General features: G+C 69.8%; 21 protein-coding genes. 9 read left to right on the top strand and 12 right to left on the bottom strand.

The features are described from left to right. The first annotated feature begins 24 nt into the window (after positions 1-24). The 3 genes from ON27_RS25725 (at position 25) to ON27_RS25715 (ending at position 1,286) form a co-directional block, all read left to right on the top strand. On the top strand, positions 25-246 hold the full coding sequence (locus ON27_RS25725) for a hypothetical protein (protein ID WP_043733161.1): 222 nt from the start codon (positions 25-27) through the stop codon (positions 244-246). After that, a complete protein-coding gene (locus tag ON27_RS25720; protein WP_043733158.1) occupies positions 246-827 on the top strand; it encodes a Clp protease N-terminal domain-containing protein in 582 nt (193 codons plus the stop codon). The genes ON27_RS25725 and ON27_RS25720 overlap by 1 nt, the downstream gene beginning before the upstream one ends. 75 nt (positions 828-902) lie before the next feature. Next, the gene (locus ON27_RS25715) at positions 903-1,286 is read left to right on the top strand and encodes a phage holin family protein (protein WP_043733154.1); all 384 of its coding nucleotides are present in this window, start codon (positions 903-905) and stop codon (positions 1,284-1,286) included. A 101-nt stretch (positions 1,287-1,387) separates the two neighbouring features. Here the strand turns inward: ON27_RS25715 and ON27_RS25710 are convergent, their stop codons facing one another. Beyond that, on the bottom strand, positions 1,388-2,257 hold the full coding sequence (locus tag ON27_RS25710; RefSeq protein WP_043733152.1) for a 1,4-dihydroxy-2-naphthoate polyprenyltransferase: 870 nt from the start codon (positions 2,255-2,257) through the stop codon (positions 1,388-1,390). A 96-nt stretch (positions 2,258-2,353) separates the two neighbouring features. Continuing rightward, positions 2,354-2,818, bottom strand: a complete 465-nt coding sequence (locus ON27_RS25705; protein ID WP_043733149.1) for an SRPBCC family protein — start codon at positions 2,816-2,818, stop codon at positions 2,354-2,356. A 131-nt stretch (positions 2,819-2,949) separates the two neighbouring features. On the opposite strand from ON27_RS25705, the gene ON27_RS25700 reads away from it, so the two are divergent. Next, a complete protein-coding gene (locus ON27_RS25700; RefSeq protein ID WP_245560119.1) occupies positions 2,950-6,246 on the top strand; it encodes an AfsR/SARP family transcriptional regulator in 3,297 nt (1,098 codons plus the stop codon). Between the two features lie 65 nt (positions 6,247-6,311). Here ON27_RS25700 and ON27_RS25695 read toward each other — a convergent pair whose 3' ends face one another. From ON27_RS25695 to ON27_RS25675, 5 genes are all read right to left on the bottom strand, one after another. Continuing rightward, complete coding sequence (locus ON27_RS25695; protein ID WP_043733146.1) at positions 6,312-7,145, bottom strand: ABC transporter permease; 834 nt, start codon at positions 7,143-7,145, stop codon at positions 6,312-6,314. A 65-nt stretch (positions 7,146-7,210) separates the two neighbouring features. Then, a complete protein-coding gene (locus ON27_RS25690; RefSeq protein ID WP_043733143.1) occupies positions 7,211-8,203 on the bottom strand; it encodes a daunorubicin resistance protein DrrA family ABC transporter ATP-binding protein in 993 nt (330 codons plus the stop codon). 334 nt (positions 8,204-8,537) lie between these two features. Beyond that, positions 8,538-9,698, bottom strand: a complete 1,161-nt coding sequence (menE, locus tag ON27_RS25685) for an o-succinylbenzoate--CoA ligase (protein ID WP_043733140.1) — start codon at positions 9,696-9,698, stop codon at positions 8,538-8,540. A gap of 334 nt (positions 9,699-10,032) precedes the next feature. Continuing rightward, positions 10,033-10,428, bottom strand: coding sequence for a VOC family protein (locus ON27_RS25680; protein ID WP_043733136.1), 396 nt, complete (start codon positions 10,426-10,428; stop codon positions 10,033-10,035). A 1-nt stretch (position 10,429) separates the two neighbouring features. Further along, positions 10,430-11,323 (bottom strand): 1,4-dihydroxy-2-naphthoyl-CoA synthase, encoded by an 894-nt coding sequence (locus ON27_RS25675; RefSeq protein WP_043733134.1) that lies wholly within the window; start codon positions 11,321-11,323, stop codon positions 10,430-10,432. Positions 11,324-11,889: 566 nt separating this feature from the next. Between ON27_RS25675 and ON27_RS25670 the strand changes: the two genes are divergently transcribed. The 3 genes from ON27_RS25670 (at position 11,890) to menD (ending at position 14,965) form a co-directional block, all read left to right on the top strand. Next, on the top strand, positions 11,890-12,546 hold the full coding sequence (locus ON27_RS25670) for a PaaI family thioesterase (protein ID WP_051046993.1): 657 nt from the start codon (positions 11,890-11,892) through the stop codon (positions 12,544-12,546). Positions 12,547-12,621: 75 nt separating this feature from the next. Next, positions 12,622-13,068 carry a DUF6918 family protein gene (locus ON27_RS25665; RefSeq protein WP_043733130.1) on the top strand — a complete coding sequence of 149 codons (447 nt, stop codon included), beginning with the start codon at positions 12,622-12,624 and terminating at the stop codon, positions 13,066-13,068. 253 nt (positions 13,069-13,321) lie between these two features. Further along, positions 13,322-14,965 (top strand): 2-succinyl-5-enolpyruvyl-6-hydroxy-3-cyclohexene-1-carboxylic-acid synthase, encoded by a 1,644-nt coding sequence (gene menD, locus ON27_RS25660; protein WP_043733128.1) that lies wholly within the window; start codon positions 13,322-13,324, stop codon positions 14,963-14,965. 14 nt (positions 14,966-14,979) lie between these two features. On the opposite strand, the gene ON27_RS25655 is transcribed toward menD, so the two are convergent. Both ON27_RS25655 and ON27_RS25650 read right to left on the bottom strand, forming a co-directional pair. Beyond that, positions 14,980-15,207, bottom strand: coding sequence for an Rv3202a family protein (locus tag ON27_RS25655; protein WP_043733126.1), 228 nt, complete (start codon positions 15,205-15,207; stop codon positions 14,980-14,982). A gap of 121 nt (positions 15,208-15,328) precedes the next feature. After that, the gene (locus ON27_RS25650) at positions 15,329-15,577 is read right to left on the bottom strand and encodes a DUF8836 family protein (RefSeq protein WP_043733123.1); all 249 of its coding nucleotides are present in this window, start codon (positions 15,575-15,577) and stop codon (positions 15,329-15,331) included. A gap of 271 nt (positions 15,578-15,848) precedes the next feature. Between ON27_RS25650 and ON27_RS25645 the strand changes: the two genes are divergently transcribed. Continuing rightward, positions 15,849-16,451, top strand: coding sequence for a TIGR03086 family metal-binding protein (locus ON27_RS25645; RefSeq protein ID WP_043733120.1), 603 nt, complete (start codon positions 15,849-15,851; stop codon positions 16,449-16,451). Positions 16,452-16,462: 11 nt separating this feature from the next. On the opposite strand, the gene ON27_RS25640 is transcribed toward ON27_RS25645, so the two are convergent. Continuing rightward, positions 16,463-17,083, bottom strand: coding sequence for a TetR/AcrR family transcriptional regulator (locus ON27_RS25640; protein ID WP_043733118.1), 621 nt, complete (start codon positions 17,081-17,083; stop codon positions 16,463-16,465). 95 nt (positions 17,084-17,178) lie between these two features. On the opposite strand from ON27_RS25640, the gene ON27_RS25635 reads away from it, so the two are divergent. Beyond that, complete coding sequence (locus tag ON27_RS25635) at positions 17,179-18,213, top strand: aldo/keto reductase (protein ID WP_043733116.1); 1,035 nt, start codon at positions 17,179-17,181, stop codon at positions 18,211-18,213. 79 nt (positions 18,214-18,292) lie between these two features. Here the strand turns inward: ON27_RS25635 and ON27_RS25630 are convergent, their stop codons facing one another. Both ON27_RS25630 and ON27_RS25625 read right to left on the bottom strand, forming a co-directional pair. Then, complete coding sequence (locus tag ON27_RS25630) at positions 18,293-22,498, bottom strand: bifunctional nitrate reductase/sulfite reductase flavoprotein subunit alpha (protein ID WP_083887810.1); 4,206 nt, start codon at positions 22,496-22,498, stop codon at positions 18,293-18,295. Positions 22,499-22,598: 100 nt separating this feature from the next. After that, complete coding sequence (locus tag ON27_RS25625; protein ID WP_043733114.1) at positions 22,599-23,303, bottom strand: demethylmenaquinone methyltransferase; 705 nt, start codon at positions 23,301-23,303, stop codon at positions 22,599-22,601. Between the last annotated feature and the right edge of the window lie 41 nt (positions 23,304-23,344).

The raw sequence follows: 23,344 nt of genomic DNA, 5'->3' as shown, positions 1-23,344 counted from the left end.
CGGGCGTCAATCAAAATTGACGTCATGACGGAAGCAACCACTCTGGCGGCCGCCGCGGGCAGCCCCGATCCCAAGGTCGGGCTGCGCGCGGTGCTCGCGCTGCGCAGGCTGCTCGAACGTCTCGAAGCGATCCAGGTCGCCAACGCCCGCGCCCAGGGCTGGTCCTGGCAGGCGATCGCGGAAGCGCTCGAGGTCAGCAAGCAGGCGGTCCACCAGAAATACCACCGGAAGGACAGGAGCCGCTGATGTTCGAACGGTTCACCAAGTCGGCGCGCACGGCGATCGTGGTCGCCCAGGAGGACGCGCGCGAACTGCGCTCGTCGACCATCGACGTGGAACACGTGCTGCTCGGGCTGCTCGCGCAGGGCGAGCCGGAGCTCACGGCACTGCTCGCCGAGGCGGGGCTCACCCGTGCCGGCGTGTTGCGCACGCTCTCGGAGCAGGGCAAAGACGCGGCGCTCGGCGCCGAGGACGCGGCGGCGCTGCGCTCCATCGGCATCGATCTCGACGCGGTGCGGGAATCGCTGGAGCCGCACTTCGGCGAGGACGCGCTCGAGCGCGCCGCACCCGAGCCGCGGCGCGGGCTGTTCGGCTGGGGTCGCGCCGGCGACTACCGGCACATCCCGTTCACCCGGGACGCGAAGAAGGTGCTGGAGCTGTCGCTGCGCGAGGCGCTCGCCCGCAAGGACAAGACCATCGCGTCCGGGCACGTTCTGCTCGGCATCCTGCGCGCGCCCAACGAGGCCACCGAGCGCCTGCTCGGCGGAACCGCGGCGATCGATCAGCTGCGCCCCAAGGTGCACACCCTGCTCGACCGCGCGGCCTGAGCGAGCGGGCATGCGCTGTCGGCGTTTCGGATTTTCCGGCGGCGCGTGTCCGCACCCTGGGCCTAGCATTGGCCCATGCAGCTTGTGATTCGGTTGGTCATCAACGCGGTTGCCATCTGGCTGGCCGCCTTCTGGGTCGACAAGATCGACATCCTCGCCCCCGAGGGCGGCACCGGCGCCAAGATCGCCGTCGTCCTCGCGGTGGCCGCGGTATTCACGGTGGTGAACGCGCTGGTCAAGCCGATTGTTCAGTTGCTGTCACTACCGCTGGTGATCGTGACGCTCGGCCTGTTCCTGCTGCTGATCAACGCGCTCATGCTGTGGCTGACCGCCGAGATCACCGAAGCGTTCACCGATTACGGCCTGCGCGTCGAGGGCTTCTGGGCCGCGGTCATCGGCGGTGTCATCGTCTCGCTCGTGAACTGGGTGCTCGGCATCCTGGTGCCGGACAAGGACTAGACCGCGCCGCCGCGCACCGGCGACGTCCGGTCGCGCTCCGCGCGGAAGACGAGGCCGGGTGGTCGCGCCGATCGGCCGCCGACAGCCGGCTCCGCGGCGCGCTAACCCAGTCCGACCGCCAGCGCGGTGACCGCCGACCAGACCAGCAGGGCCAGGCCGGAGTCCCGCAGCGCGGGAATCAGGTCCAGACCGCCCTTGCCGCCGCGCACCGGCGCGTTGGCGCGCACGGCGAGCGGGATCGCCAGCAGCCCGGCCAGCGCCCACGGCGTGCGGGCGACGAGCAGCAGCGTCGCGAGGAACGGCACCGTGAGCAGCGCGAGGTGCAGCGTGCGAGTGCGCGGGTCCCCGAGTTTCACCGCGAGCGTGACCTTCCCGGAGCCGGTGTCGGTGGGGATGTCGCGCAGGTTGTTCGCGACGAGCACCGCGCTGGAGAACGCGCCGACGGCGACCGCGAGCAGCGCGCCCACCCAGTCGATCCGGCCCGCCTGCACGAACTGGGTGCCGAGCACGGCGACCAGGCCGAAGAAGACGAACACCGCCACTTCACCGAACCCGCTGTAGCCGTAAGGGTTGCGCCCGCCGGTGTAGAACCACGCCCCGGCCAGGCAGGCCGCGCCGACGAGCAGCAGCCACCACGCGCTGGTGAACACCAGCACCAGACCGAAGACGGCGGCGATGACCAGACTGACGATCGCGGCGGTCTTCACCGCGGCGGGCGAGGCCAGTTTCTGCCCGACCAAGCGCAACGGGCCGACGCGGACGTCATCGGTGCCGCGAATACCGTCGGAATAGTCGTTGGCGTAGTTCACGCCGATGATCAGCGCCAGCGAAACGAGCAGCGCGATAACCGCTTTCCACCACACCGCACCGTCGACCGACGCGGCGGCGCCGGTCCCGGCCAGCACCGGGGCGATCGCGTTCGGCAGGGTCCGAGGTCGCGCGCCTTCGATCCATTGCGCTGCAGTAGCCATGTCCGCAGCATAATCGGCGCATTCGAACGCAGTCGGTCCTCAGCCCGCGCACGCCCGCGGCGCAGGCGAAGGCATCGCCCGGTGCGCGCTCGACGATCAGGCCGTTTCGCCGGTCGCCGCCTCCTGCAGCCGCGCGAGCCCCTTCTCGAAGTCCTTGCCGACCAATTTGTCCATCGGGATGACCTTGCCGATGAGTCCCATCAGGCCGGTCTGCTGTCCGGTCATCCGCCAGGTCACTTCGGTGCCGGTCTCGACCGGGTCCAGGATGAAGGTCACCATGTTGGTCGTCTTCATGGGCTTCAGGAACTCCAGGCGCACGCCGACCTCGCGGTCGGCGCTGCCGATGATCTCCATGCTGCCCGCCCCGGCCTTACGGTTGCCGCTCCAGGCATAGCGCGCCCCTACTCCGGAATCCGCGCCGGAATAGCTGCGCTGCAAATGCGGGTCCAGATCCTCCCACGGCGACCACTTGACCCACTCGCGGAAATCGTTGATCAGCCCGTGTACGCGCGCGGGATCGGCCGTGATCACAGCCGACCGGACCACCTCGAACTCAGCCATGAGGTCAGACTATGCGACCGACCGCTCGTAACCGCGGCAAAGAAATCGTGTCGGCCCCGCCGGGGCCGCTCGCCTACGATGACCGCGGGATGTTTCCGGAGCACAGCGGCCCGCACGGCCACAGTCGAGCAGTGACGACGCCCGCAGGCGAATCGGTCGTGGTGGCCTTGCTGGGCGAGGTGGCGCTGCGTCGCGAGGGCGCGCTGAGGGCGCTGCCCGGGGCGCGTTCGCGGCTCCTGCTCACCGCCCTCGCGCTGCGCCCCGGCCGCAGTCGCGGGGCGGGCGCCCTGATCGAGTCGATCTGGGGCGACCAGCCGCCGCGGTCGCCGATGAACGCGCTGCACACCCAGGTCTCCCGGTTACGGGCGGCGCTGCCGGAGGGCGCGCTGGAGATCGGCCCGGCGGGCTATCGGTTGACTCTCGGCGTCGAACAGGTCGACTTGTCCTGGGTAGGTGAAAGGGTGACGCGGGCGCGCGGACTGCTCGCCGCGGCCGACCCGCCCGGCTGCCTCGCGGAGATCGCGCGGGCGCGGGCGCTGTGGCGCGGCGAGCCGGGCGCCGATCTGCCGCCGGGCGAGCTCGCCGACGAACTGTGCGCCGCGGCCGGGCGGCGTCGCGCCGAACTCGACGAACTCGAACTCGCCGCACGCGAAGCCGACGGCGACATCGACGGCGCGTTGGCTCTGGCTCGGTCGCGCGCAGCCGCCGAACCGTTGGACGAGCCCGCGCAGCTGACTCTGATGCGTCTGCTCGCCGCGGCGGGACGGCCCAACGAGGCGCTGGAATCCTTCGCGGCCTTCCGTTCCCGATTGGCCGACCAGCTCGGCTCGGACCCAGGACCGGCGCTTTCCGCGGCGCACACGGCGATCCTGCGCGGAGAGCCGATCGCGCGCACCGCGCCGCGACCCGGCACGGGCGGCGTCGCGGCAGCGAACGGCGATTTCCAGCGACTCGGCGCCGCCGCGATCGGCCTGCGCGCCGCGCCCAACGCGCTGTTGGGCCGGGCGGAGGATATCGCCGCGCTGGCCGGTCTGCTGCGCGACGCTCGCGTGGTGACCGTGCTCGGACCGGGCGGCGCGGGTAAGACCAGGGTCGTCAACGAACTCGGCGCGCTGGTCGCGCGCACCCGGCCGGTGGCGCTGGTCGAGTTGGCCTCGGTGCGCGCGGAAGGCGGTGCCGGCAGGGTCGATGTCGAGGCGGCGATCGCCGCGGTGCTCGGGCTCAGCGAGGTCACCTTCGACACGGCGGCGTTGCGCTCCGGGCAGACCGTCGATCCGCGCGGACGGTTGCTCGACGCGGTGTCGGCACGCTCGATGCTGCTGATCCTGGACAACTGCGAGCACCTGATCGACGCCGTCGCCTCGGTGGTCGCCGACCTCATCGGCGCGGCGCCCCGCCTGACCGTGCTCACCACGAGCCGCTCGCCGCTGACGCTCACCGCCGAAGCCGTGTATCCCTTACCGCCGTTGACCATCGATCCGGCAGGCTCACCCGCCACCGAGCTGTTCGCCGCGCGCGCGAGGGCGGTCCGCCCGACGGTCCGGCTGGACCCGGAGATCGTCGCTCAGCTCTGCCGCACCCTCGATGGGCTGCCGCTGGCCATCGAGCTGGCCGCCGCCCGAGTCCGGGTGATGAGCGTCGAGGAGATCAACGAGCGATTGACCGATCGGTTCGCGCTGCTGCGCCACGGCGATCGCAGTTCGCCCGAACGGCATCGCACGCTGCACGCGGTGATCGACTGGAGCTGGAACCTGCTCGACACCGAACAGCGAGCGACGCTGCGCCGGTTGTGCCGCTTCCCGGCCGGTTTCACGTTGTCGGCCGCCGAGGCGGTCGCGGGCGGAGCCGACGTGACCGACGTCGCCGCCGCCGTCGACGGCCTGATCAACCAATCGCTGCTCACCGTGCTGGACGACGAAACGCTCGGCACTCGCTATCGCATGTTGGAGACCGTCCGGGAATTCGGCGCCGAACAGCTCACCGCCACGGCAGGCGAGGCGGAGTCGGTCGACACCCGGATGCGGCGGTGGGCCAAGGACTACGCCGACGACGCGGCGAGCCGGTATGTGACCGGCGATCAGCTGCACCTCGCGCTCTCCGTGGCGGCGGAGCTGGACAATCTGCTCGCCGCGTTGCGCTGCGCCATCGAACAGCGGGACGCGGCGACGGCATACACGGTCTTCCCCGTCGTCGGCACGCTATGGGTGATTCGCGGCTCGCACTCGGAAGTGGTCGCGTGGACCAAGCGGGTCTTCGACCTGGAGGCGGTGGACTTCGGCCCGGAAGGCCCGAGCCCGGACCTCGCGCTCGTCACCTACCAGATGATGTTCCTGCATCTGGTCTACTCCAACGGCGGCGTCAGGGAGCTTGCCGAGCTGCGCCTGCGCGTGCGCCGATTGTTCCGCAGCGGTGTCGATCTCAGCGAGAACAGTCGTTTCGTCGGCCGGGTTCTGCTCACCAGAGCCGACGGCCGCGGTCTCAGCAGGCTGCTCGCCGCGGCGGCGCATTCGGGCGACCCGGAGACCAGGGCCACGGCGCTGACGCTGCGGGCCAACATCCGGGAGAACCTCGGTGACGTGCGCGGCTCCACCGTCGACGCGCTCGAGGCGCTGGAGGTACTCGGGAGCGAGAACGTCTGGAGCGTGGCCATGGTGTCCAGGCACCTCGGACAGGTCTGTGGACAGACCGCCCGGTACGCCGAGTCGGTGACTCATTACCGCCGCTCGCTCGACCTGCTCCAGCGGCTCGGCGCCCATGAGGACACCGTGGAGATCCGCAGCCTGCTGGTGGCCTCGCTGGCCGGCATCGGCGAGCTGGAGCAGGCCCGGCGGGAACTCGACCTCGCGTTGGGCACGCCGGACCTGGACAGCCCGTCCCTCGGGCGGAATCGACTGCTGTCCACCGTGATGCAGAGCACAGCCGAGGTGGCCTTCGCGGCGGGTGACGCCGCGGGCGGGTTCGCTCGCTACGAGCGAGCGCTGGAACTGTTCGGCTGGCCGGACAACGCGCTCGGCCCCGGCCCCGGCGCGCTGATGCTCGCCGCGGCGGCGGTTTCCGCGCGGGTACTGCACGGGGCCGCCGACCGAAGCGTGACCCTGGCCGCGCAACTGGCCGAACTCACCGTGCCGATGATGTCCCAGTATCGGGACCTGCCGCAGATCGGCGCGGTCGCCTGCGCGATCGGCTCGTACCTCATCGCCGTCGACCGCGCGGCCCCCACGGGCCTGGACTTGCTGGTGCTCGCTCCGAATGTGCGCTGCCGCCAGGATTTCCCCTCCCTGTGCTGGCAGCGGCACCTGGACGCGGCGATCGCGAAGCTCGGCCCCCGACCGGTCACCGAAGCCCGCCGCCGCCTCGGTCACCTGCGGCGCAACGACTCCGCGGACCGCATCATGAGCATGCTCCAGGAATTGAACGACGCGCACTGAGGCTCGGCGGCGGCGTGCCGGGCGTCCGATCCGCAGCCGGCACGCCGCCGCTTCGCCCGCGCGCCTCACGCCCGACGCATATACGCCTTGACCGTGAGCGGAGCGAAGATCGCGATGACGACCAGCGAGCCCAGCAGCGACCAGGCCAGGTCGGCGCCGAAGGACGTGCCGTTCATCAGACCGCGGCACGCGTTCACCATGTAATACACGGGATTCGCGTGGTTGAGCCCCTGCATCCAGCCCGGCATCGTGCTGACCAGTGCGAAGGCGCCGGACATGAACGTCAGCGGGAACATGATCATCATGGAGATGCCCTGCACGCCCGCGGCGCTCTTGCCGGTGACCCCGACCAGCGCCCAGATCCAGCTGATCGCGAACGAGCAGACCACGATGACCAGACCGGCCGCGACGACCCCGAGCACGCCGCCCTCCGGGCGGTAACCGATGCCGACGCCGACGACGATGGTCAGCACGGTCGCGATCACGTAGCGCACCATGTCGGCCAGCAGCGCGCCCGCCAGCGCCGAGATACGCGCGATCGGCAGCGATTTGAACCGGTCGAAGACGCCCTTGTCCATGTCCTCGCGCAATTGCGTGCCGGTGACGACCGAGGTGAGCACCACGGTCTGCACCAGGATGCCGGGGACCAGGACCGGCAGGTAGTCCTGCACGCTGCCGCCGATGGCGCCGCCGAAGATGTAAGCGAACAAGGCGGTGAACAGAATCGGCTGGATCGTCACGTCGAACAGCTGCTCGGGCTTGTGCTTGATCTTCAACAGACCGCGATAGGCCATGGTGAACGAATTCGACACAGCCTGGCCGAGCGGTATGCGGTTGCTCGCCTCGGGAATCGCCGCCGACGTCGCACGGCGCGCCTCGGTCGCGGTGATGGTGGTCATGCTCTAGTTCCTTTCGGCTTGCGCGGATTCGTGGACACGCGGGCTGCCGCCCGCCGGCCGGGCGTTCATGCCGCACTCCGGTCGGACGAGTCGGTGGCGTCTTCGGCCGGGTGACCGGTAATGGTGAGGAAGACCTCGTCCAGGCTCGGCTTGGTCACGGTGATCTCCTCGACGCCGATCTCCCACTCCCGCAGGCGGATCAACAGGTCGGCGGTGACGCCGGCGTCGGTCAGCGGGGCGGTGAGCCGCCCGGCCTCGGCGGTGATCTGCGCTTCGACACCGAGGAAATCCCCGATGATGCGGCGCGCCTCGGCGAGCTGATCACGATCGACCAGGGTCAAATGCAGTGCGGAACCGCCCACGGAGGCTTTCAGCTCGTCGGCGGTGCCGTCGGCGATCACCTTGCCGCGGTCGATCACCGCGATCCGGTCGGCCAGCTGGTCGGCCTCGTCCAGGTACTGCGTGGTCAGCAGCACCGTCGCGCCCTCGCGGACCAAGCGACGGATGGTCTCCCACATCTGGGCGCGGGTGCGCGGGTCCAGGCCGGTGGTCGGTTCGTCCAAGAACAGCAGCGGCGGCGCCGCGATCAGGCTGGCCGCCAGATCGAGGCGGCGGCGCATACCGCCGGAGAAGTTGCGCAGCGGCTTGTTCGCCGCCTCCGAGAGATCGAACTCCGCCAGCAGTTCCACCGCCTTGCGCCGGGCGTCGGCGCGGCTCAGACCGAGCAGGCGGGAGAAGACGATCAGGTTCTCGGTAGCGGTCAGATCCTCGTCGACCGAGGCGTACTGGCCCGTGACGCCGATCAGCGAGCGGACCGCCGTCGGCTCCGCGACCACGTCGTGGCCGAAGATGCGGCCGCTGCCGCCGTCCGGTCGCAAGAGCGTCGCCAGCATGCGGATGGTCGTGGTCTTGCCCGCGCCGTTCGGACCGAGCACGCCGTACACCGAGCCCTGCGGCACCGCCAGGCTCACCCCGTCGACGGCGCGCTGCTCCCCGAACACTTTGACCAGGCCGTCCGCCTCGACGGCGAGTGCTGCAGTGGGTGCGAAAGAATTCATGCCGACAACTGTGGCCGCCCGAACTTGCACGGCTCTTGCGTGCTGGGTTGGATTGGCCGCGACTTCGTCGCGGCGTGTTCGCGGCCCCTTTGTGGCTCGCGTCCGAGCGGCCGCCGCTTGCTCCTTCGTCGCTTGTGCGGCGGCCGCTCGGACGCGAGCCGGGCCGCGAACGGCGGATGCTCGGTCTCGCTTCGCTCGAAAGACGTGGTTGCGGTGAGCCGGGCGCGGTGGCAGGTGAACTCACGGCATGGCGCACGCTGGCGGAGGGCTGCTCGTGGCCGCCGCTTCTTCGCCGCTCCTATGTGGCGTAGGAGTTGCGCTTGGTGGGCGAGCGTTAGTGAGCCGAGTCGGCCAGGAGGTACTCGCGGAGTGCGGCGCGGTCGGGCTTGCCGGGGCCGCGGAGGGGAAATTCGTCGAGGACGGCGAGTTCGCGGGGGGCGGCGATGGAGTCCAGTTCCGCCGCCACGTAGTCGCGCAGTTCGGCCAGGCTGGGGGTCGCGCCGGGGGCGGGGATCACGGCGACGGCGACGCGCTGGCCGAGTCGTTCGTCCGGCAGGCCGAGGACGACCACCTCGCTGATCGCCGGGTGGTTGATCAACACCGCCTCGACAACCTGCGGGATCACCAGCAGACCGCCGGTGGTGATCGCCTCGTCGAGCCGACCGGTGATACTCAGCACGCCGTTGTCGAAGGCGCCCGCGTCCTCGGTGCGGAACCAGCCCGGTTCGGCGAAGGCGGGATGGTCGGGCTGATTGCGGTAACCCGAGGCGATCATCGCGCCGCCCAGCACGACCCGGCCATCCTCGATCCGGACCTTCGCGCCCGTCAGCGGCACGCCGTCGTAGACGCAGCCGCCGCAGGTCTCGCTCATGCCATAGGTGCGCACCACGGTGATGCCCGCGGCACGCGCGCGCTCGTAGACCGGCAGCGGCGTGGCCGCGCCACCCACCAGCACGGCGTCCAGCTCGGCCAGCGCGGCGGCGGCGACCGGCGCTTCGAGCGCTTTGATCAACTGGGTCGGCACCAGGGCCGTGTAGCGGCGTTCACCGCGCATCCCCGCGATGGCGCCCGCCAGCGCCTCGGGCAGGAATCCGCCGGAGACGTCCAGCACGGTGGGTTCGGTCCCCGCCAAAATGCTGCGCAACAGCACCTGAATCCCGGCGATGTGGTGGGTCGGCAGGGCCAGCAACCAGTTGCCGGGACCGCCGAGCCGCTCGTGGGTCGCCGTGCCGCTCGCCCGCAGGGCCGCCGTGCTGAGCATGGCGCCCTTCGGCACCCCCGTGGTGCCGGAGGTGGTCACCACCAGAGCGATCTCCTCGTCGATCGGCTCGCCCGGCGACAGGGCGTCGCTCAACCGTCTCGCCTCCCGCCGGTCACTGGTCGGAATGGGCAGCCAGGCGGCCCCGCTACCTTCCAGCGCCGCTCGCAGGTGCGGCATGACGTCGCCGAGTCCGGACCCCGTCGGCATCGGCAAGGTTCGCAGTGTCTTACTCATGCCCTGCCTCGCCGTTCGCCCGGCTCGGTCGTGCCCAGAGCCGCTGTGCCCATGGCTCGCTCGGTGCGCTCCCTCACGGTAGGGATCGTGTCATGCCCGCGTAGCCGCACGCGGAACGGGTCGGTGTGCCGGAGTGGCGCAACCGCGCAGCGGCCACCCGGACGGATCGGGGCTCAAGTACGACAGGCATCGAGACTGCGATTCACTCGTCGGACGGGACACGGACACAGCCGGCCCGGACGTCGGCGGTCGGGTGGCCGTCCGAGCGTTATCGTCCTCGCCGGGTGACGCGTTGGCAACTCGGCATGGCTCGCCGAACAACCGAACGGAACGGTCACTCCGATGGTGACCAGCGCGAATCCCGCCTGATCGGATGTGACGGCGGAACCTCGACGAACACGATCGGCACACCGTCGGGATCACGCACCCACATCTCGCGCAAACCCCACGGCTCCTCGACCGGGGCGCGATCGATCGCGATGCCCTTCAGCGCCAGCTCGGCGGCGGCGTCGGACACATCGCGCACCTGGAGCCAGATGGCGCCCTCGAACGACGACGATTTCCCCGACCCGCCGTGCGCCGCCACCTCGATCAACGCTTGCCCGGCGAAGAAAACCGTGCCGCCGGGGTACTCCCGCGCGACGGCCAGCTCCAGCCCGTCCCGATAGAACGCCAGCGTGGCCGGGTAGTCGGCGGGCCGCAGGATGATCCGGCTGCTGAGAATGTCCATGTCAGAAGTACCAGGGGTAGGGGGTCCAGTCCGGCTCGCGCTTCTCCAGGAACGCGTCGCGACCCTCGACGGCCTCGTCGGTCATGTAGGCCATCCGCGTCGCCTCGCCCGCGAACAGTTGCTGGCCGACCAGACCGTCGTCCAGCAAATTGAACGCGTACTTCAGCATCCGCTGCGCCTGCGGGGACTTGCCGTTGATGTCGGCGGTCCACTCCAGCGCGACGTCCTCCAACTCGGCGTGGTCCACGACCTTGTTCACCGCGCCCATCTGGTGCATCTCCTCGGCGGTGTACGGGCGGCCGAGGAAGAAGATCTCGCGGGCGAACTTCTGCCCGACCATCTTGGCCAGGTACGCGCTGCCGTAACCACCGTCGAAACTGCCCACATCGGCGTCGGTCTGCTTGAAGCGAGCGTGCTCGCGGCTGGCCAAAGTGAGATCGCAGACCACGTGCAAGCTGTGACCCCCGCCCGCGGCCCAGCCGTTCACCAGTGCGATCACCACCTTCGGCATGAAGCGGATCAGCCGCTGCACCTCGAGAATGTGCAGCCGGCCCGCGCGGGCCTGATCGACCGTGTCCGCGGTGTCACCGCTGGCGTACTGGTATCCGCTGCGCCCACGGATGCGCTGGTCCCCACCGGAGCAGAAGGCCCAGCCGCCGTCCTTGGGACTGGGGCCGTTGCCGGTGAGCAGAACCGCGCCGACATCCGGAGTCATCCGGGCGTGATCGAGAGCTCGGAAGAGTTCGTCGACCGTATGCGGGCGGAACGCGTTGCGTACCTCCGGCCGATCGAAAGCGACACGTACGGTGCCCTGCTCGACATGCCGGTGATAGGTGATGTCGGTCAGATTCTCGAACCCCGGAACGGGCCGCCACAGCTTCGGATTGAACGTCACCCTTGCGATTATGCTGGGTTTGATTTGCAGCGCCTGCGGCGCTGCGTGTTCGCGGCCCCTTTGGGGCTCGCGTTTGCGTGGCCGCCGCTTGCTCCTTCGTCGCTTGCGCGGCGGCCGCGCAAACGCGAGCCGGGCCGCGAACGGGCAATGCTCGGTCTCGCTTCGCTCGGAAGTCGTGGTTGGGGTGCGCTGGGGGCGTGGGTGGTGGAGTACCGGCATCGTGGATGCGTTTGCTTCTTTTGCGTGCGCTGGGTGCGTTAGAGGTGATCGCACGATTCGGGGTTGCGCCGTTGTCGGTGGCGGGGTGCCTGCTTTGTTGCGGAAGTGGTGACCGCTCGAACGTGAGCCGGGTCGTGGACGGTCGATGCTCGGTCTCGCCTTGGTTCGGTGCGTGAGCCACGAGAGTGGTCGTGGGCCGCCCGAGTACCTGCTGTCCGACGCTGAGCGCTCCGACGCGGTCTGAGCCGTAAACGTGGAGTCGACCGTGTGGCGAGTGTGTGGCGGGGTGGGCGGCCGGTCGGCGGGTCTCGATTTGACGGTGTAAAACTACGAGTTACCGTGCAGGTATGAGCGAGCGAGTGAAACCGGTTATCGACCGGAGTGCGGTGGACGGATCGCGGTACGAGAAGCACGGTGGGTTTCCGAAGGTCACGTCCGCGCGGGTCGGGCCGAGCTTCGGCGGGTTCGTGGAGGCCATGCGGACGTTGCAGGACCTCGCGGTGTCCGTGGACGCGCCGGACGATGTCTTCGGTGCCGCGCAGGCCAAGGCCCGCGAGCTGATCGAGCTGCTCGAGCCTTACCGCGCACCGGAGTTGCAGGGCCCGGCGGGCCGCGCTGTCGAATTGCCGGGGCGGGGGAGCCTTCTGCTGTTGCCGTGGCAGGCGGTCGCGGCGGGGCCGGACGGCATCGAGATGACGGGGGTGTTCCGCCGTTTCCATCTCGGCGGCAACGGAGCCGCGCACGGCGGCGTGCTGCCGCTGTTGTTCGACGACCTGCTCGGCATGATCGTGCACTACGCCGGACGGCCGATCAGCCGCACCGCGTACCTGCACGTGAACTACCGCAAGATCACTCCGCTGGAAACGCAGCTGACCGTTCGCGGGCGGGTGGACCGGATCGAAGGGCGCAAAACTTTCATCACCGCCGAATTGGTCGATGAGCAGGGCGATCTGCTCGCCGACTGCGAAGGTCTGATGGTGGAGTTGCTGCCGTGGCAGCCATAGCCGGGTGAATGCTGGCGCGGGTGCGTATAGTTGCCCTCGCTCGTTCATCGAATTCGATCCCGGAGGAACCTGAAAGTGGTTGCAGCACTGTCTGAATCCCTGCTCGACGACGCGAAGCGCCCGGCTTTCCTTGCCGACGCCGTCGAGGTTCTCGACGCCGAGGTCTCGGACAAGGGTGGTGCGTCCGGCCTGGCTGTGAAGGGTGGCTACGCGGCGGTCAAGAAGATCAGCCCGTCCATCGTGCCCGATGCGCTGGAGTCGTTGGCGCCCAAGTTGGTCGCACAGCTGGAGCCGTTCTGGCAGGAGTACGCCGCGTCGGGCTCCGGCAAGTTCGCCGATCTGCTCGTCGCCAAGTCCGACGAGGTCGCCGAGGCGTTGCTCGCCGTCACCGACGCCCGGGCCGAGTCCTCCACTCGCCCTGCCCTGCAGAAGGTCTACTCCTCGATGCGCTCCTCGGCGAAGAAGAACGTCATCGAGGCGCTGCCGCGGGTCGGCGACCTGATCCAGAAGCACGCTGGGTGATCTCCGCGCTGTGCTAGATCCGCGGCGCCCGCGGCGCCGCGTGCTCGAGGCCCGTCCTGGCTCGCGTTTGCGTGACCACCGCTGCGACTTCGTCGTGGACGCGGGTGTCACCCAAACGTGAGCCGGCCGTCGGCTTCGTCGTGGACCTTCCGGACGTCAGCGGGGTTCGCGTCCGGAGCAGTGTGCGATCACACAGTGTGATTGCGAGCCTCCCGGCGGGGACTTCCCCTCGCCTGTCTGCCAGTCTGGAGGCGTGAACCCGTCTACAGCACAAGCGCAGGTCGTCGTCGACGAGCTCGTGCGCGGGGGCGTGCGCGATGTCGTCCTGTGCCCCGGCTCCCGGAACGCTCCGCTGGCCTTCGCCCTGCAGGCTGCCGACGCGGCCGGGCGGGTGCGCCTGCATATGCGCATCGACGAGCGAACGGCGGGCTTCCTCGCCGTCGGGCTCGCGATCGCGAGCCGGCTCCCGGTCCCGGTCGTGATGACCTCCGGCACCGCGGTGGCCAACCTCGGGCCCGCCGTGCTGGAGGCGAACTACGCCCGGGTTCCGCTGGTGGTGCTCAGCGCCAACCGGCCCTACGAGTTGCTGGGCTCCGGCGCCAACCAGACTGTCGAGCAGTTCGGGCTGTTCGGTAGCCAGGTCCGCGCCACCATCTCGCTCGGGCTCGCCGAGGAGGAAGCCGGCGACGCCGATCATCCGCCGTACGGCCAGCAGAACAGTCAGTGGCGTTCGGCGGTCTGCCGGGTGCTCGCCGCCGCGCGCGGCACGCGTTCCGGCAACGCGGGCCCGGTGCACTTCGACGTCCCGCTGCGGGAGCCGCTGGTCCCAGACCTGGGGCCGGGCGAGTCGGCTCCCGCCGGTCGCGCGGGCGAATGCGCCTGGACCGAGACCCAGTACGCGACCCTGGACGTGCCGCTCGATCTCGATCTCACTCCGGACACGGTCGTCATCTCCGGCCACGGCGCCGGGCTGCGGCCGGAACTGGCGGATCTGCCGACCGTCGCCGAACCCACCGCCCCGATGCACGGGCCCGCCCTGCACCCGCTCGTCCTGCCCCTGCTGCGGCCGAAGCAGGCGATCATCACCGGCCGTCCCACCCTGCACCGTCAGGTCTCGAAGGTTCTCGCCGATCCGGACATCCGGGTGTACGCGCTGACCACCGGCCCGCGCTGGCCCGATGTGTCCGGCAACGTGGTCGGCACCGGCACGCGCGCGGTCACCACCGGCACCCCCAGTGCCCGATGGCTGGAGCACTGTCACGAACTAAATGCGAAAGCCGACCAGGTGGTGCGGTCCGAACTCGCCAGGCACCCCAAACCCACCGGGCTGCACGTCGCCGCGGTGGTGATGGACGCGCTGCACGACGGCGACCAGCTTCTGCTCGGCGCCTCCAACCCGGTGCGCGACGCCGCCCTGGTGTCGCATCCGCGTCCGGGCGTCAAAGTGCTGTCCAATCGCGGTGTGGCCGGTATCGACGGCACGGTGTCCACGGCGGTCGGCGCCGCGCTGCACCACGAGGGACGCACCATCGCGCTGATCGGCGACCTGACCTTCCTGCACGACGCGTCCGGTCTGCTGATCGGACCCGGTGAACCGCGGCCCGCAGATTTGACCATCGTGGTCGCCAACGACGACGGCGGCGGCATCTTCGAGCTGCTCGAACAGGGCGATCCGCAGTACGCGGGCGTCTTCGAGCGGGTCTTCGGCACACCGCACGGCATGGATCTCGCCGCGCTGTGCGCCGCCTACCGCATCCCGCACCGGCAGGTGGACCCGCAGCAGCTGGCTGTGGAGCTGACCGGGCACGCCCATGGCATGCGGGTGCTCGAGGTGGCCACCGAGCGGTCCAGCCTGCGCGAACTGCACGCGACGGTGCGGGCGAAGATCAAGCCCTGACCGGGGGCGGGCGCTCAGTAGTCGAGTTCGTCCTCGGGGTCGTCGTCGATCGGGACCGCGATGGACTGTTCGATCACGTCCGCCGGGTTGGCCTCCAGGATGTCGCGCTCCAGGATCGCCCGTCCGACGGTGTCTTCCTCTTCCGCGAGGTCGTCGGCAGGTATCGGCTGCTCCGGGTAGGCCGGAACGGACTGCTCGGCGAGATCGGCCTCCGGGACCGCGTCGGCAAGGGGATCTGACATCGTGCGCTCCTCTCCACGTAGGCCTCTCGATCGGCATACCCCTCGTGGCACGCCGCAATCGGGGTGGACTCGACAGCATCGAGGATGCCCGGGGCATGGCCGCGCGGCAAGCATCGGCGGGTCAGTGTTGCCGCACCTCGTCGTCCTGCGGCGCGGTGGCGTTCGCGGGGTGCTCGACCAGCGCGAGCGTTCGCCCGGCCATGAACCGCGCGGTGCGCACCGCTGTCCCCGATCGCGTCACTTCGCTGACTTCGACCACGCCCCGCGCGATCCGCACTTCGACCCGCCGCCCCGCCCGGGTAGCCGCGATCTCGTAACTGCGAGACCCGTCGCCCACGTCGACGACGATCTCCACTCGATCACCTTTCATCTACCAATTGTCCGCTTTTCCATTGTTTTTCGCCGCTACGAGTGCGTAACGGCGGCGCGGGCGGGCCGTCTCGCGGCGGTCGAAACGGCCCGGTCCCGTCCGCGAGGACGGAACACGCCGGCGCATCGCGGAAGGACCGATCGCATCGCGTCGAAGGTGCTCGGAGCGCTTCGCCCGCGCGAGGTTCGGCGGCATGTTCGCTCGATACCGATGAATCCGGCACGGCAGAGGTGTCTACATAGTCGGACATAACCCCGCCACAGGAGATTCGATGAATCCGGAATTCGATTTCGCACCCGCCGCCCTCGCGTTGTCGTCCGTGGTCGGCCGCATCACCGACGACCAGCTCGGCGCGCCGACGCCGTGCACCGACGCCACGGTCCGTGATCTGCTCGCGCACGTGCTCGATCTGACCGAGGCATTCCGTCAGTCGGCCACCAAAGAGGCCGTGGGCGGTTCGGTCTCGCCGCCGCCGCCCACCGCGCGGGTTCTGCCCGAGGATTGGCGCGAGCGCATCCCCGCCCAGCTGGACGCGCTGGTGACGGCCTGGCGTGAGCCTGCGGCCTGGGACGGCGTGACGGAGGCGGGCGGAGTGAGCGAGCCCGCCCCGGTGATGGCCAGGATCGCCTTGGACGAGGTGGTCGTGCACGGCTGGGACCTCGCGAAGGCCACTGGTCAGCCCTTCACCTGCGATGCCGGGGATCTGGCGACCCTGCTGGATCTGCTGCGCGAGACCCCCGCCGAAGGGGTGCCCGGTGCGTTCGGGCCGGTGCAACCGGTCACGGCCGAAGCGTCCGACTTGGAGAAGGTGCTCGCTTACACCGGCCGCCGGGCCGACTGGACCGCGCCGGACCAGGGAGCGGTGCTGGGCTAGCCGCAGTTCGGTCAGAGCCCGGCGTTGACGAAGGCGCCCGCGGTCACGGCTGCGACGGCGGCGCGAGCGGCCAGCTCCGCCGCGTCCTCGTCGATGGGGTCGCCGCTGGCCAGCAATCGGTAGTAGAGCGGGGCCGACACCGCCGACAGCACCGCGCGAGCGTCGGTGCCCTCCGGTGCTTCGCCGCGCGCGATGGCGGCCGCCACACAGGCCGACCATTCGGTGAGCCGGACGTCGTAGAAGCGGCGCAGGGCGGCCGCGGCGGACTCGTCGCAGGTGGCGGCCGCGATCACGGCGCGGAAGAGTCTTCCCTGGCGGGGATCCGAGAGTGTCCGCGCGACCAGGCGGGCGTTGGCGGTGAGGTCGCCGAGCAGCGTGCCCGTGTCGGTGTGCGGCAGCGACTGCTCGGCCATGTCGACCAGCAGGTCGGCGATCAAACCGGTGGGCGTGCGCCAGCGGCGGTAGATGGTGGTCTTGCCGACGTCGGCGCGCGCCGCGACCTCGGCGAGGTCCAAGTGGGCGAAGCCGCGTTCGGCCAGCAGGTCGCCGGCGGCTTGTAGGACCGCGGTGCGGACCCGCGCGGTTCGTCCACCGGGTCGGACTGATCCGGGTGTAGCCGCATCCAGCTCCATAACGGGACTCCAGTTTCATTTGCGCGCGAACGTGTGTACTGTTCGAGTTGTTAATGGAACTATAGACCCTTTAGGAGTGTTCGATGGACACGCAGATGGAGTACCGGCGGCTCGGAGCGTCCGGTCTGCTCGTCCCGGCCTTGAGCTTCGGCGCGGGCACCTTCGGCGGTCGGGGCGAACTGTTCGGCGCGTGGGGCGACACCGACGTAGAGCAGGCGCGACGGCTGGTCGACATCAGCCTGGACGCGGGCGTGAGCATGTTCGACACCGCCGACGTCTACTCCGACGGCGCCTCCGAAGAGGTGCTGGGCGCCGCCGTCAAGGGCAGGCGCGACCGAGTGCTGTTGTCCACCAAGGCGACGTTGCCCACCGGCCCCGGTCCGTGGGACGCCGGTTCCGGGCGCGTCCGGCTGATCGGTGCGGTGGAGGCGTCGCTGCGCAGGCTGGGCACCGACTACATCGATCTGTTCCAGCTGCACGCCTTCGACGCGGGCACCCCGGTGGAGGAAGTCGTCGGCGCGCTGGACGATCTGGTGCGCGCGGGCAAGATCCGTTACCTGGGAGCGTCCAACTTCGCGGGCTGGCAGCTGATGAAATCCCTTGCCGCGGCGGACCGCAATGGTCTGGCCAGGTACGTCGCGCACCAGGTCTATTACTCGCTGGTCGGGCGCGACTACGAGTGGGAACTCATGCCGCTGGGCCGTGACCAGGGCGTCGGCGCGGTGGTCTGGAGTCCGCTGGGCTGGGGCAGGCTCACCGGCAAGATTCGGCGCGGACAACCGCTTCCGGCGAGCAGCCGCCTGCACCGGACCGCCGAGGCCGGTCCGCCGGTGGACGAGGATCAGCTCTACGACGTGGTCGATGTGCTCGACGAGCTCGCCGCCGAGACCGGGAAGACCGTCCCGCAGATCGCTCTCAACTGGCTGCTGCGCCGCCCCACCGTGTCGACGGTCATCATCGGCGCGCGCAACGAGGAGCAGCTGCGCCAGAACCTCGGCGCGATCGGCTGGGAACTCGACGCCGACCAGATCGCCCGCCTGGACAAAGCAAGCGCTACCACCCCGCCCTACCCCTACTACCCGTACTACCGCCTCCCGGACTTCACCCGCCTGAACCCGCCCGCGGTGTGAACCGTCGATCCGCAGGCGTGGCGGTGAAGCCGAACTCCCACGCAGTTCGGCCGGATGGCGTCGAGGCCATCGGTCGCTGTCAGTAGACGTCTCGGACGTAACGCTTTTCGGCGATCAGCTGCTTCTTGAACGCCAGCGCGCCGTCCTCGTCGAGTTTGCCGTGGATGCGGGCGATTCGCAGCAGCGCCTCGTCGACGTCCTTGGCCATGCGGCTGGCGTCGCCGCAGACGTAGAAGTGGGCGCCGTCGCGCAGCCAGGACCACAGCTCGGCGCCGTGCTCGATCATGCGGTGCTGGACGTAGACGCGCTCCCGTTGGTCGCGGGAGAAGGCCAGGTCGAGCCGGGTCAGGAAGCCGGAACGGAACATGTCCTCCAGCTCGGCGCGGTAGTAGAAATTCTGTGCCGCATGCTGATCGCCGAAGAACAGCCAGTTGCGCCCGGTGCAACCGAGGGCCCTGCGCTCGTGCAGGAACCCTCGGAAGGGCGCGATCCCGGTACCGGGCCCCACCATGATCATCGGGGCGCTGGGGTCGGCCGGAGGGCGGAAATGCGGTGCGCGCTGCAGGAAGATCGGCACAGCCAGCTCGGAGACGCCCGCCCGGTCGGCGAGGAAGGTCGAGCACACCCCGCCGCGCCGCGCCGCCGACCCGGTGGCCGCCGGGTCGCCGTAGCGGACGATGCCGACGGTCAGCTCCACCTCATCCGGGCTGACCAGCGGACTCGACGAGATCGAATACTGGCGCGGCTGCAGCTTCTTCAAGGTGCCGAGCCACTCCACGAGATCGGCCCGGACCGGGAAGTCGCGCAGGACGTCCACCGCCTGCCGATCCCACAGGTAATTCGCCAGCTCGTTGCGGTTGTCGCGGCGCAGCAGCTTGGCGAGCTTGCCGCTGTGGTTGCGCTCGGCGAGGAAGCCGAGCAGATCCTGACTGATCTTGGTGATGTCGTAGTGCCTGCGCAGTGCCTCGGCCAGCGGTATCTCACGCTCGTCGACCTCGACGACGCGGCGGCCGTCCAGCCCGGTGGCGGCCAGCCATTCGGTCACCAGCGAAGTGCAGTTCACCGGCCACACGCCCAGCGAATCGCCCACCTCGTAGGCGGCGTCCAGGTCGCGCAGATCGAATCCGAAGCGGCGTACCTCCTTCGGTGATCCGGCAGCGGACAGCAACTCGTTGCGCACCAGCGCGGCCCGCGCCGGAGCGGAGCGGGTGAACGGCGCGGCGGCGGTGCGGACGCGGGTGAGCGCCGGTGCGGCGGTGGGCAACTCCATCGTGGCCACGCCACCGCCGTGGGACGGGGGCCGCCTCGAGCCGGTTACACCGTGCGCCGGCAGATCGATGGGGGAGTCCGGCCGTTCGATCGGGCCGTCGCCCAATACGGCGACCACGTCGTCGAGCCAGCGCTGCGCCGCGTCCTGGTAATCCGGTTCGCTGTCGACGCGCGGGAGCAGCCGGGTCGCGCCCAGATCGGCGAATTTCCGGTCGAGTTTGCGGCCGTATCCGCAGAAGTCGTCATAGGAGGAGTCGCCGAGGGCGAACACCGCGTAGCGCACGCCGGTCAGCCGCACGACGGTGTCGGACAAGCGCTCCCAGAAATCGGCTCCGTTGTCCGGCGGACCTCCGTCGCCGAAGGTACTGCTGATCACCAGCACGTCGCCGGTGATCGCGCTCAGGTCGCAGGAGCCCAGGTCCAGCAGCCGCGGCGTGAAATCGTGCTCGGCCAGGTGTGCCGCGACAGTGGCGGCGAACTCTTCGGCGGTGCCGGTCTGCGAAGCCCACAGCACGGTGACCGTCCGAGGGGCGGCCGCCCCGTTCGCCGTCTCCACTGCGCCCGCCGCACCACGCGAGTACATCCCCGCCAGCAGCCCGTCGACCCACAGTCTGCTGTGCGCGGCCATCGGCGCCGACTCCGGCAGCACCGGTTGACCGGTCACCGGAAGCGCCTGCAGCGCGGCCAGATAGCCGCTGAGGTAGATCCGCTCGGTCTCGCTGAGTGTGGGCGCGGTGCCGCTGTCGAGGCCGAGCACGGCCGCCAGCGGGTGTGCCTCCTGCGCGGCGGGCCGCGCGGCGGGAGTCTCGGGTCGCGGCACGGCGGCCACCCGGCGCAGCGCCACCGCGCACGCCTTGAACTCCGGTTGCAGCGAGGCCGGATCCACCGCGTCGTTGGTGACCGCGTTGATGGTGAGGTATTCGCCCTGCTCGTCGTTCCAATGGAACGGCACGAAGCAATCGCTCGGCCGCACTCGGTCGCTGACCCGCACAGGCAGCACGGCCCGGCCCCGGCGCGAGGCGATCTCGAGCTGGTCGCCTGGGCGCAGTCCGAGCCGCTCGGCGTCGGCGGGGTGCACCTCGACGAACGGCGTACCGTTCAGCTTGGTCAGCTTGTCGATCTTGCCGGTCTTGGTCATCGTGTGCCACTGGTGCTGCAGGCGCCCGGTGTTCAGCAGGAACGGGTAGTCGTCGTCCGGCATCTCCTCCGGCAGCAGATGCGGCCGCGGCCAGAACACCGCGCGGCGGCTCGGCGTGGCGAAGGCCAGGCGGGGCCGGTGGCCGTGCTCGTCGGTGAACAGCGTCTGGCTGACCCCGTCGTTGACGTACCGGATCGGATTGCGCCTGCGCTCCGGCTCCGCGCACGGCCACTGCATCGGACCCTCGCGCAGCGCCTCGTAGCTCACGCCGCGCAGGTCGTAGCCGGTCGCGGGATTCGCGAACCGTTTGATCTCGGCGAACACCTCCGCGCTGGTCGCGAAGTCGAAACCGGGGAAACCCATCGCGGTGGCGATGTCGGCGATGATCCGCCAGTCGGGCCGCGCGTCGCCGGTGGGCGGCACCGACTGCTGCAGCAGCGTGAGATTGCGCTCCGAATTCACCATCACCGCGTCGGCCTCCGCCCACAGCGTCGCGGGCAGCAGCAGGTCGGCGTAGGCGTTGGTCGCGGTCTCGGTGTAGGCGTCCTGGGCGATCACCAGTTCGGCCGCTTCCAACCCCGCGATCACCGTCTTCCGGTTCGACACGGTGGCCACGGGGTTGGTGCACACGATCCAGGCCGCTTTGATCGACCCTTCGGCCAGTTCACGGAACATTTCCACGGTGCCGGGCCCGGCTTCGGCGCGAAGCGTCCCGGGCTCCAGTTCCCACACGGTCTCCACGAACGCGCGGTCGTCGGCGGAGAGCACGCTGCGCTGGCCGGGCAGGCCGGGACCCATGTATCCCATCTCACGCCCGCCCATCGCGTTGGGCTGTCCGGTGAGCGAGAAGGGCCCGCTGCCGGGACGGCAGATGGCGCCGGTGGCCAGGTGCAGGTTGCACAGCGCGTTGGTGTTCCAGGTGCCGTGGGTGGACTGGTTGAGTCCCATCGTCCACAACGACATCCACTCGCCCGCCGCGCCGATCCACTCTGCGGCGGTCCGGATGTCGGCCTCGGCCAATCCGGTGATCTCCGCCACCCGCTGCGGCGGATAGTCGGCCAGGAACTCCGGCATCGCGTCCCAGCCCTCGGTGTGCTCGGCGATGAACTCCGCGTCGATGTCACCGTTGGCCACCAGCAGGTGCAGCAGCCCGTTCAGCAGCGCGAGATCCGTACCGGGGGCGATCTGCAGGAACAGGTCGGCGCGCGCGGCGGTCTCGGTGCGACGCGGGTCGACGACGATGAGTTTGCCCCCGGCCTTGAGCCGATCGGCCATTCGCAGGAACAGGATCGGATGACAATCGGCCATGTTCGCGCCGATCACGAAGAACAGGTCAGCGTGCTCGAAGTCGTCATAGGAGCCGGGCGGCCCGTCCGCGCCGAGCGACTGCTTGTATCCGGTTCCCGCGCTGGCCATGCACAGTCGTGAGTTCGCCTCGATGTGCACGGTGCGCAGATAGCCCTTGGCGAGCTTGGTCGCGAGGTACTGCGCCTCCAGCGACATCTGCCCGGAGACGTACAGCGCGATCGCGTCCGGACCGTGCTGGTCGAGGATCGCGCGCAACCTCGTAGCCGCCTCGTGCACCGCCTCGTCCACCGGGAAAGGCACCGGGACCTGGCCGCGCTCGGAACGCCGATAGGCGGTCTCCATCCGTCCCGGAGTGCGCATCAATTCCGCGTGGGTAGCACCCTTGGTGCACAGCCTGCCCGCGTTCGACGGGTGCAGTTTGTCGCCGCTGACCTTGGCGATCACCGGCTTGCCCGCGCCGTCGGCGGCGGTCGACACCGTCATCCCGCACCCCACGCCGCAGTACGAGCACGCCGTTCGGGCAGTGCCGTCGCCGCGGCCGGTGACTGGATCGGTCATGCCTCCGATCATGCGGACCGCCGATTGCGCCGGATTTACCTCGCGTTAGCGCCACGTGACATTCCTCCTCACCGCTCCCGAAATCCGCGGTGAGGTGTGATCGAGGTCTCGCTCAGCCGAGCTTGTAAGCGCGATGCAGAGCCACCACGCCCCCGCTGAGGTTGCGCCATTTCACCGACGACCACCCGTTCGCCGCGATCCGCATCGCCAGCCTGCGCTGATTCGGCCATTCGGAGATCGACTCGGCGAGGTAGACGTAGGCGTCGGGATTGCTGCTCACCACGCGCGCCACCTTGGGCAGCGCCTTCATCAGGTACTCCAGGTACACCGTGCGGAACACCGGAAGCACCGGCGCGGAGAACTCGCACACCACCAGCCTGCCGCCGGGCTTGGTGACCCGCAGCATCTCGCGCAGCGCGAGATCGGTGTCGGCCACGTTGCGCAGCCCGAACGAAATGGTCACCGCGTCGAACGAGTCGTCGGCGAACGGCAGCGCCATCGCGTCGGCCGCCACCATCGGCACGTCGCGGAACCGGCCCGCGCTGAGCATGCCCTTGGAGAAGTCGGCCGCCAGGCACCAGGCCCCGGACTTCCGCAATTCCAGGGTGGACACTCCGGTGCCCGCGGCGAGATCGAGCAATCGTTCGCCCGGCCGCGGCGCCAGGGCCTTACGGGTCGCCCAGCGCCAGTAGCGATCCTGCCCGGCGGAGATCACCGTGTTGGTCAGGTCGTATCGCCGGGCCACGCCGTCGAACATGGACGCGACTTCGCGCGGCTGCTTGTCCAACGAGGCCCGGTTCGATTGCGTTTTCGCCACGCCAAGACCCTAACTCGCGGTCTGTTACGAACCGAGCGTGG

The organism is Nocardia asiatica NBRC 100129 (assembly GCF_000308415.1).
In the GTDB taxonomy this organism is placed as follows: domain Bacteria; phylum Actinomycetota; class Actinomycetes; order Mycobacteriales; family Mycobacteriaceae; genus Nocardia; species Nocardia asiatica.
Note: the sequence above shows the minus strand (reverse complement) of the source record. Positions and strands in the feature narration are given on the sequence as shown.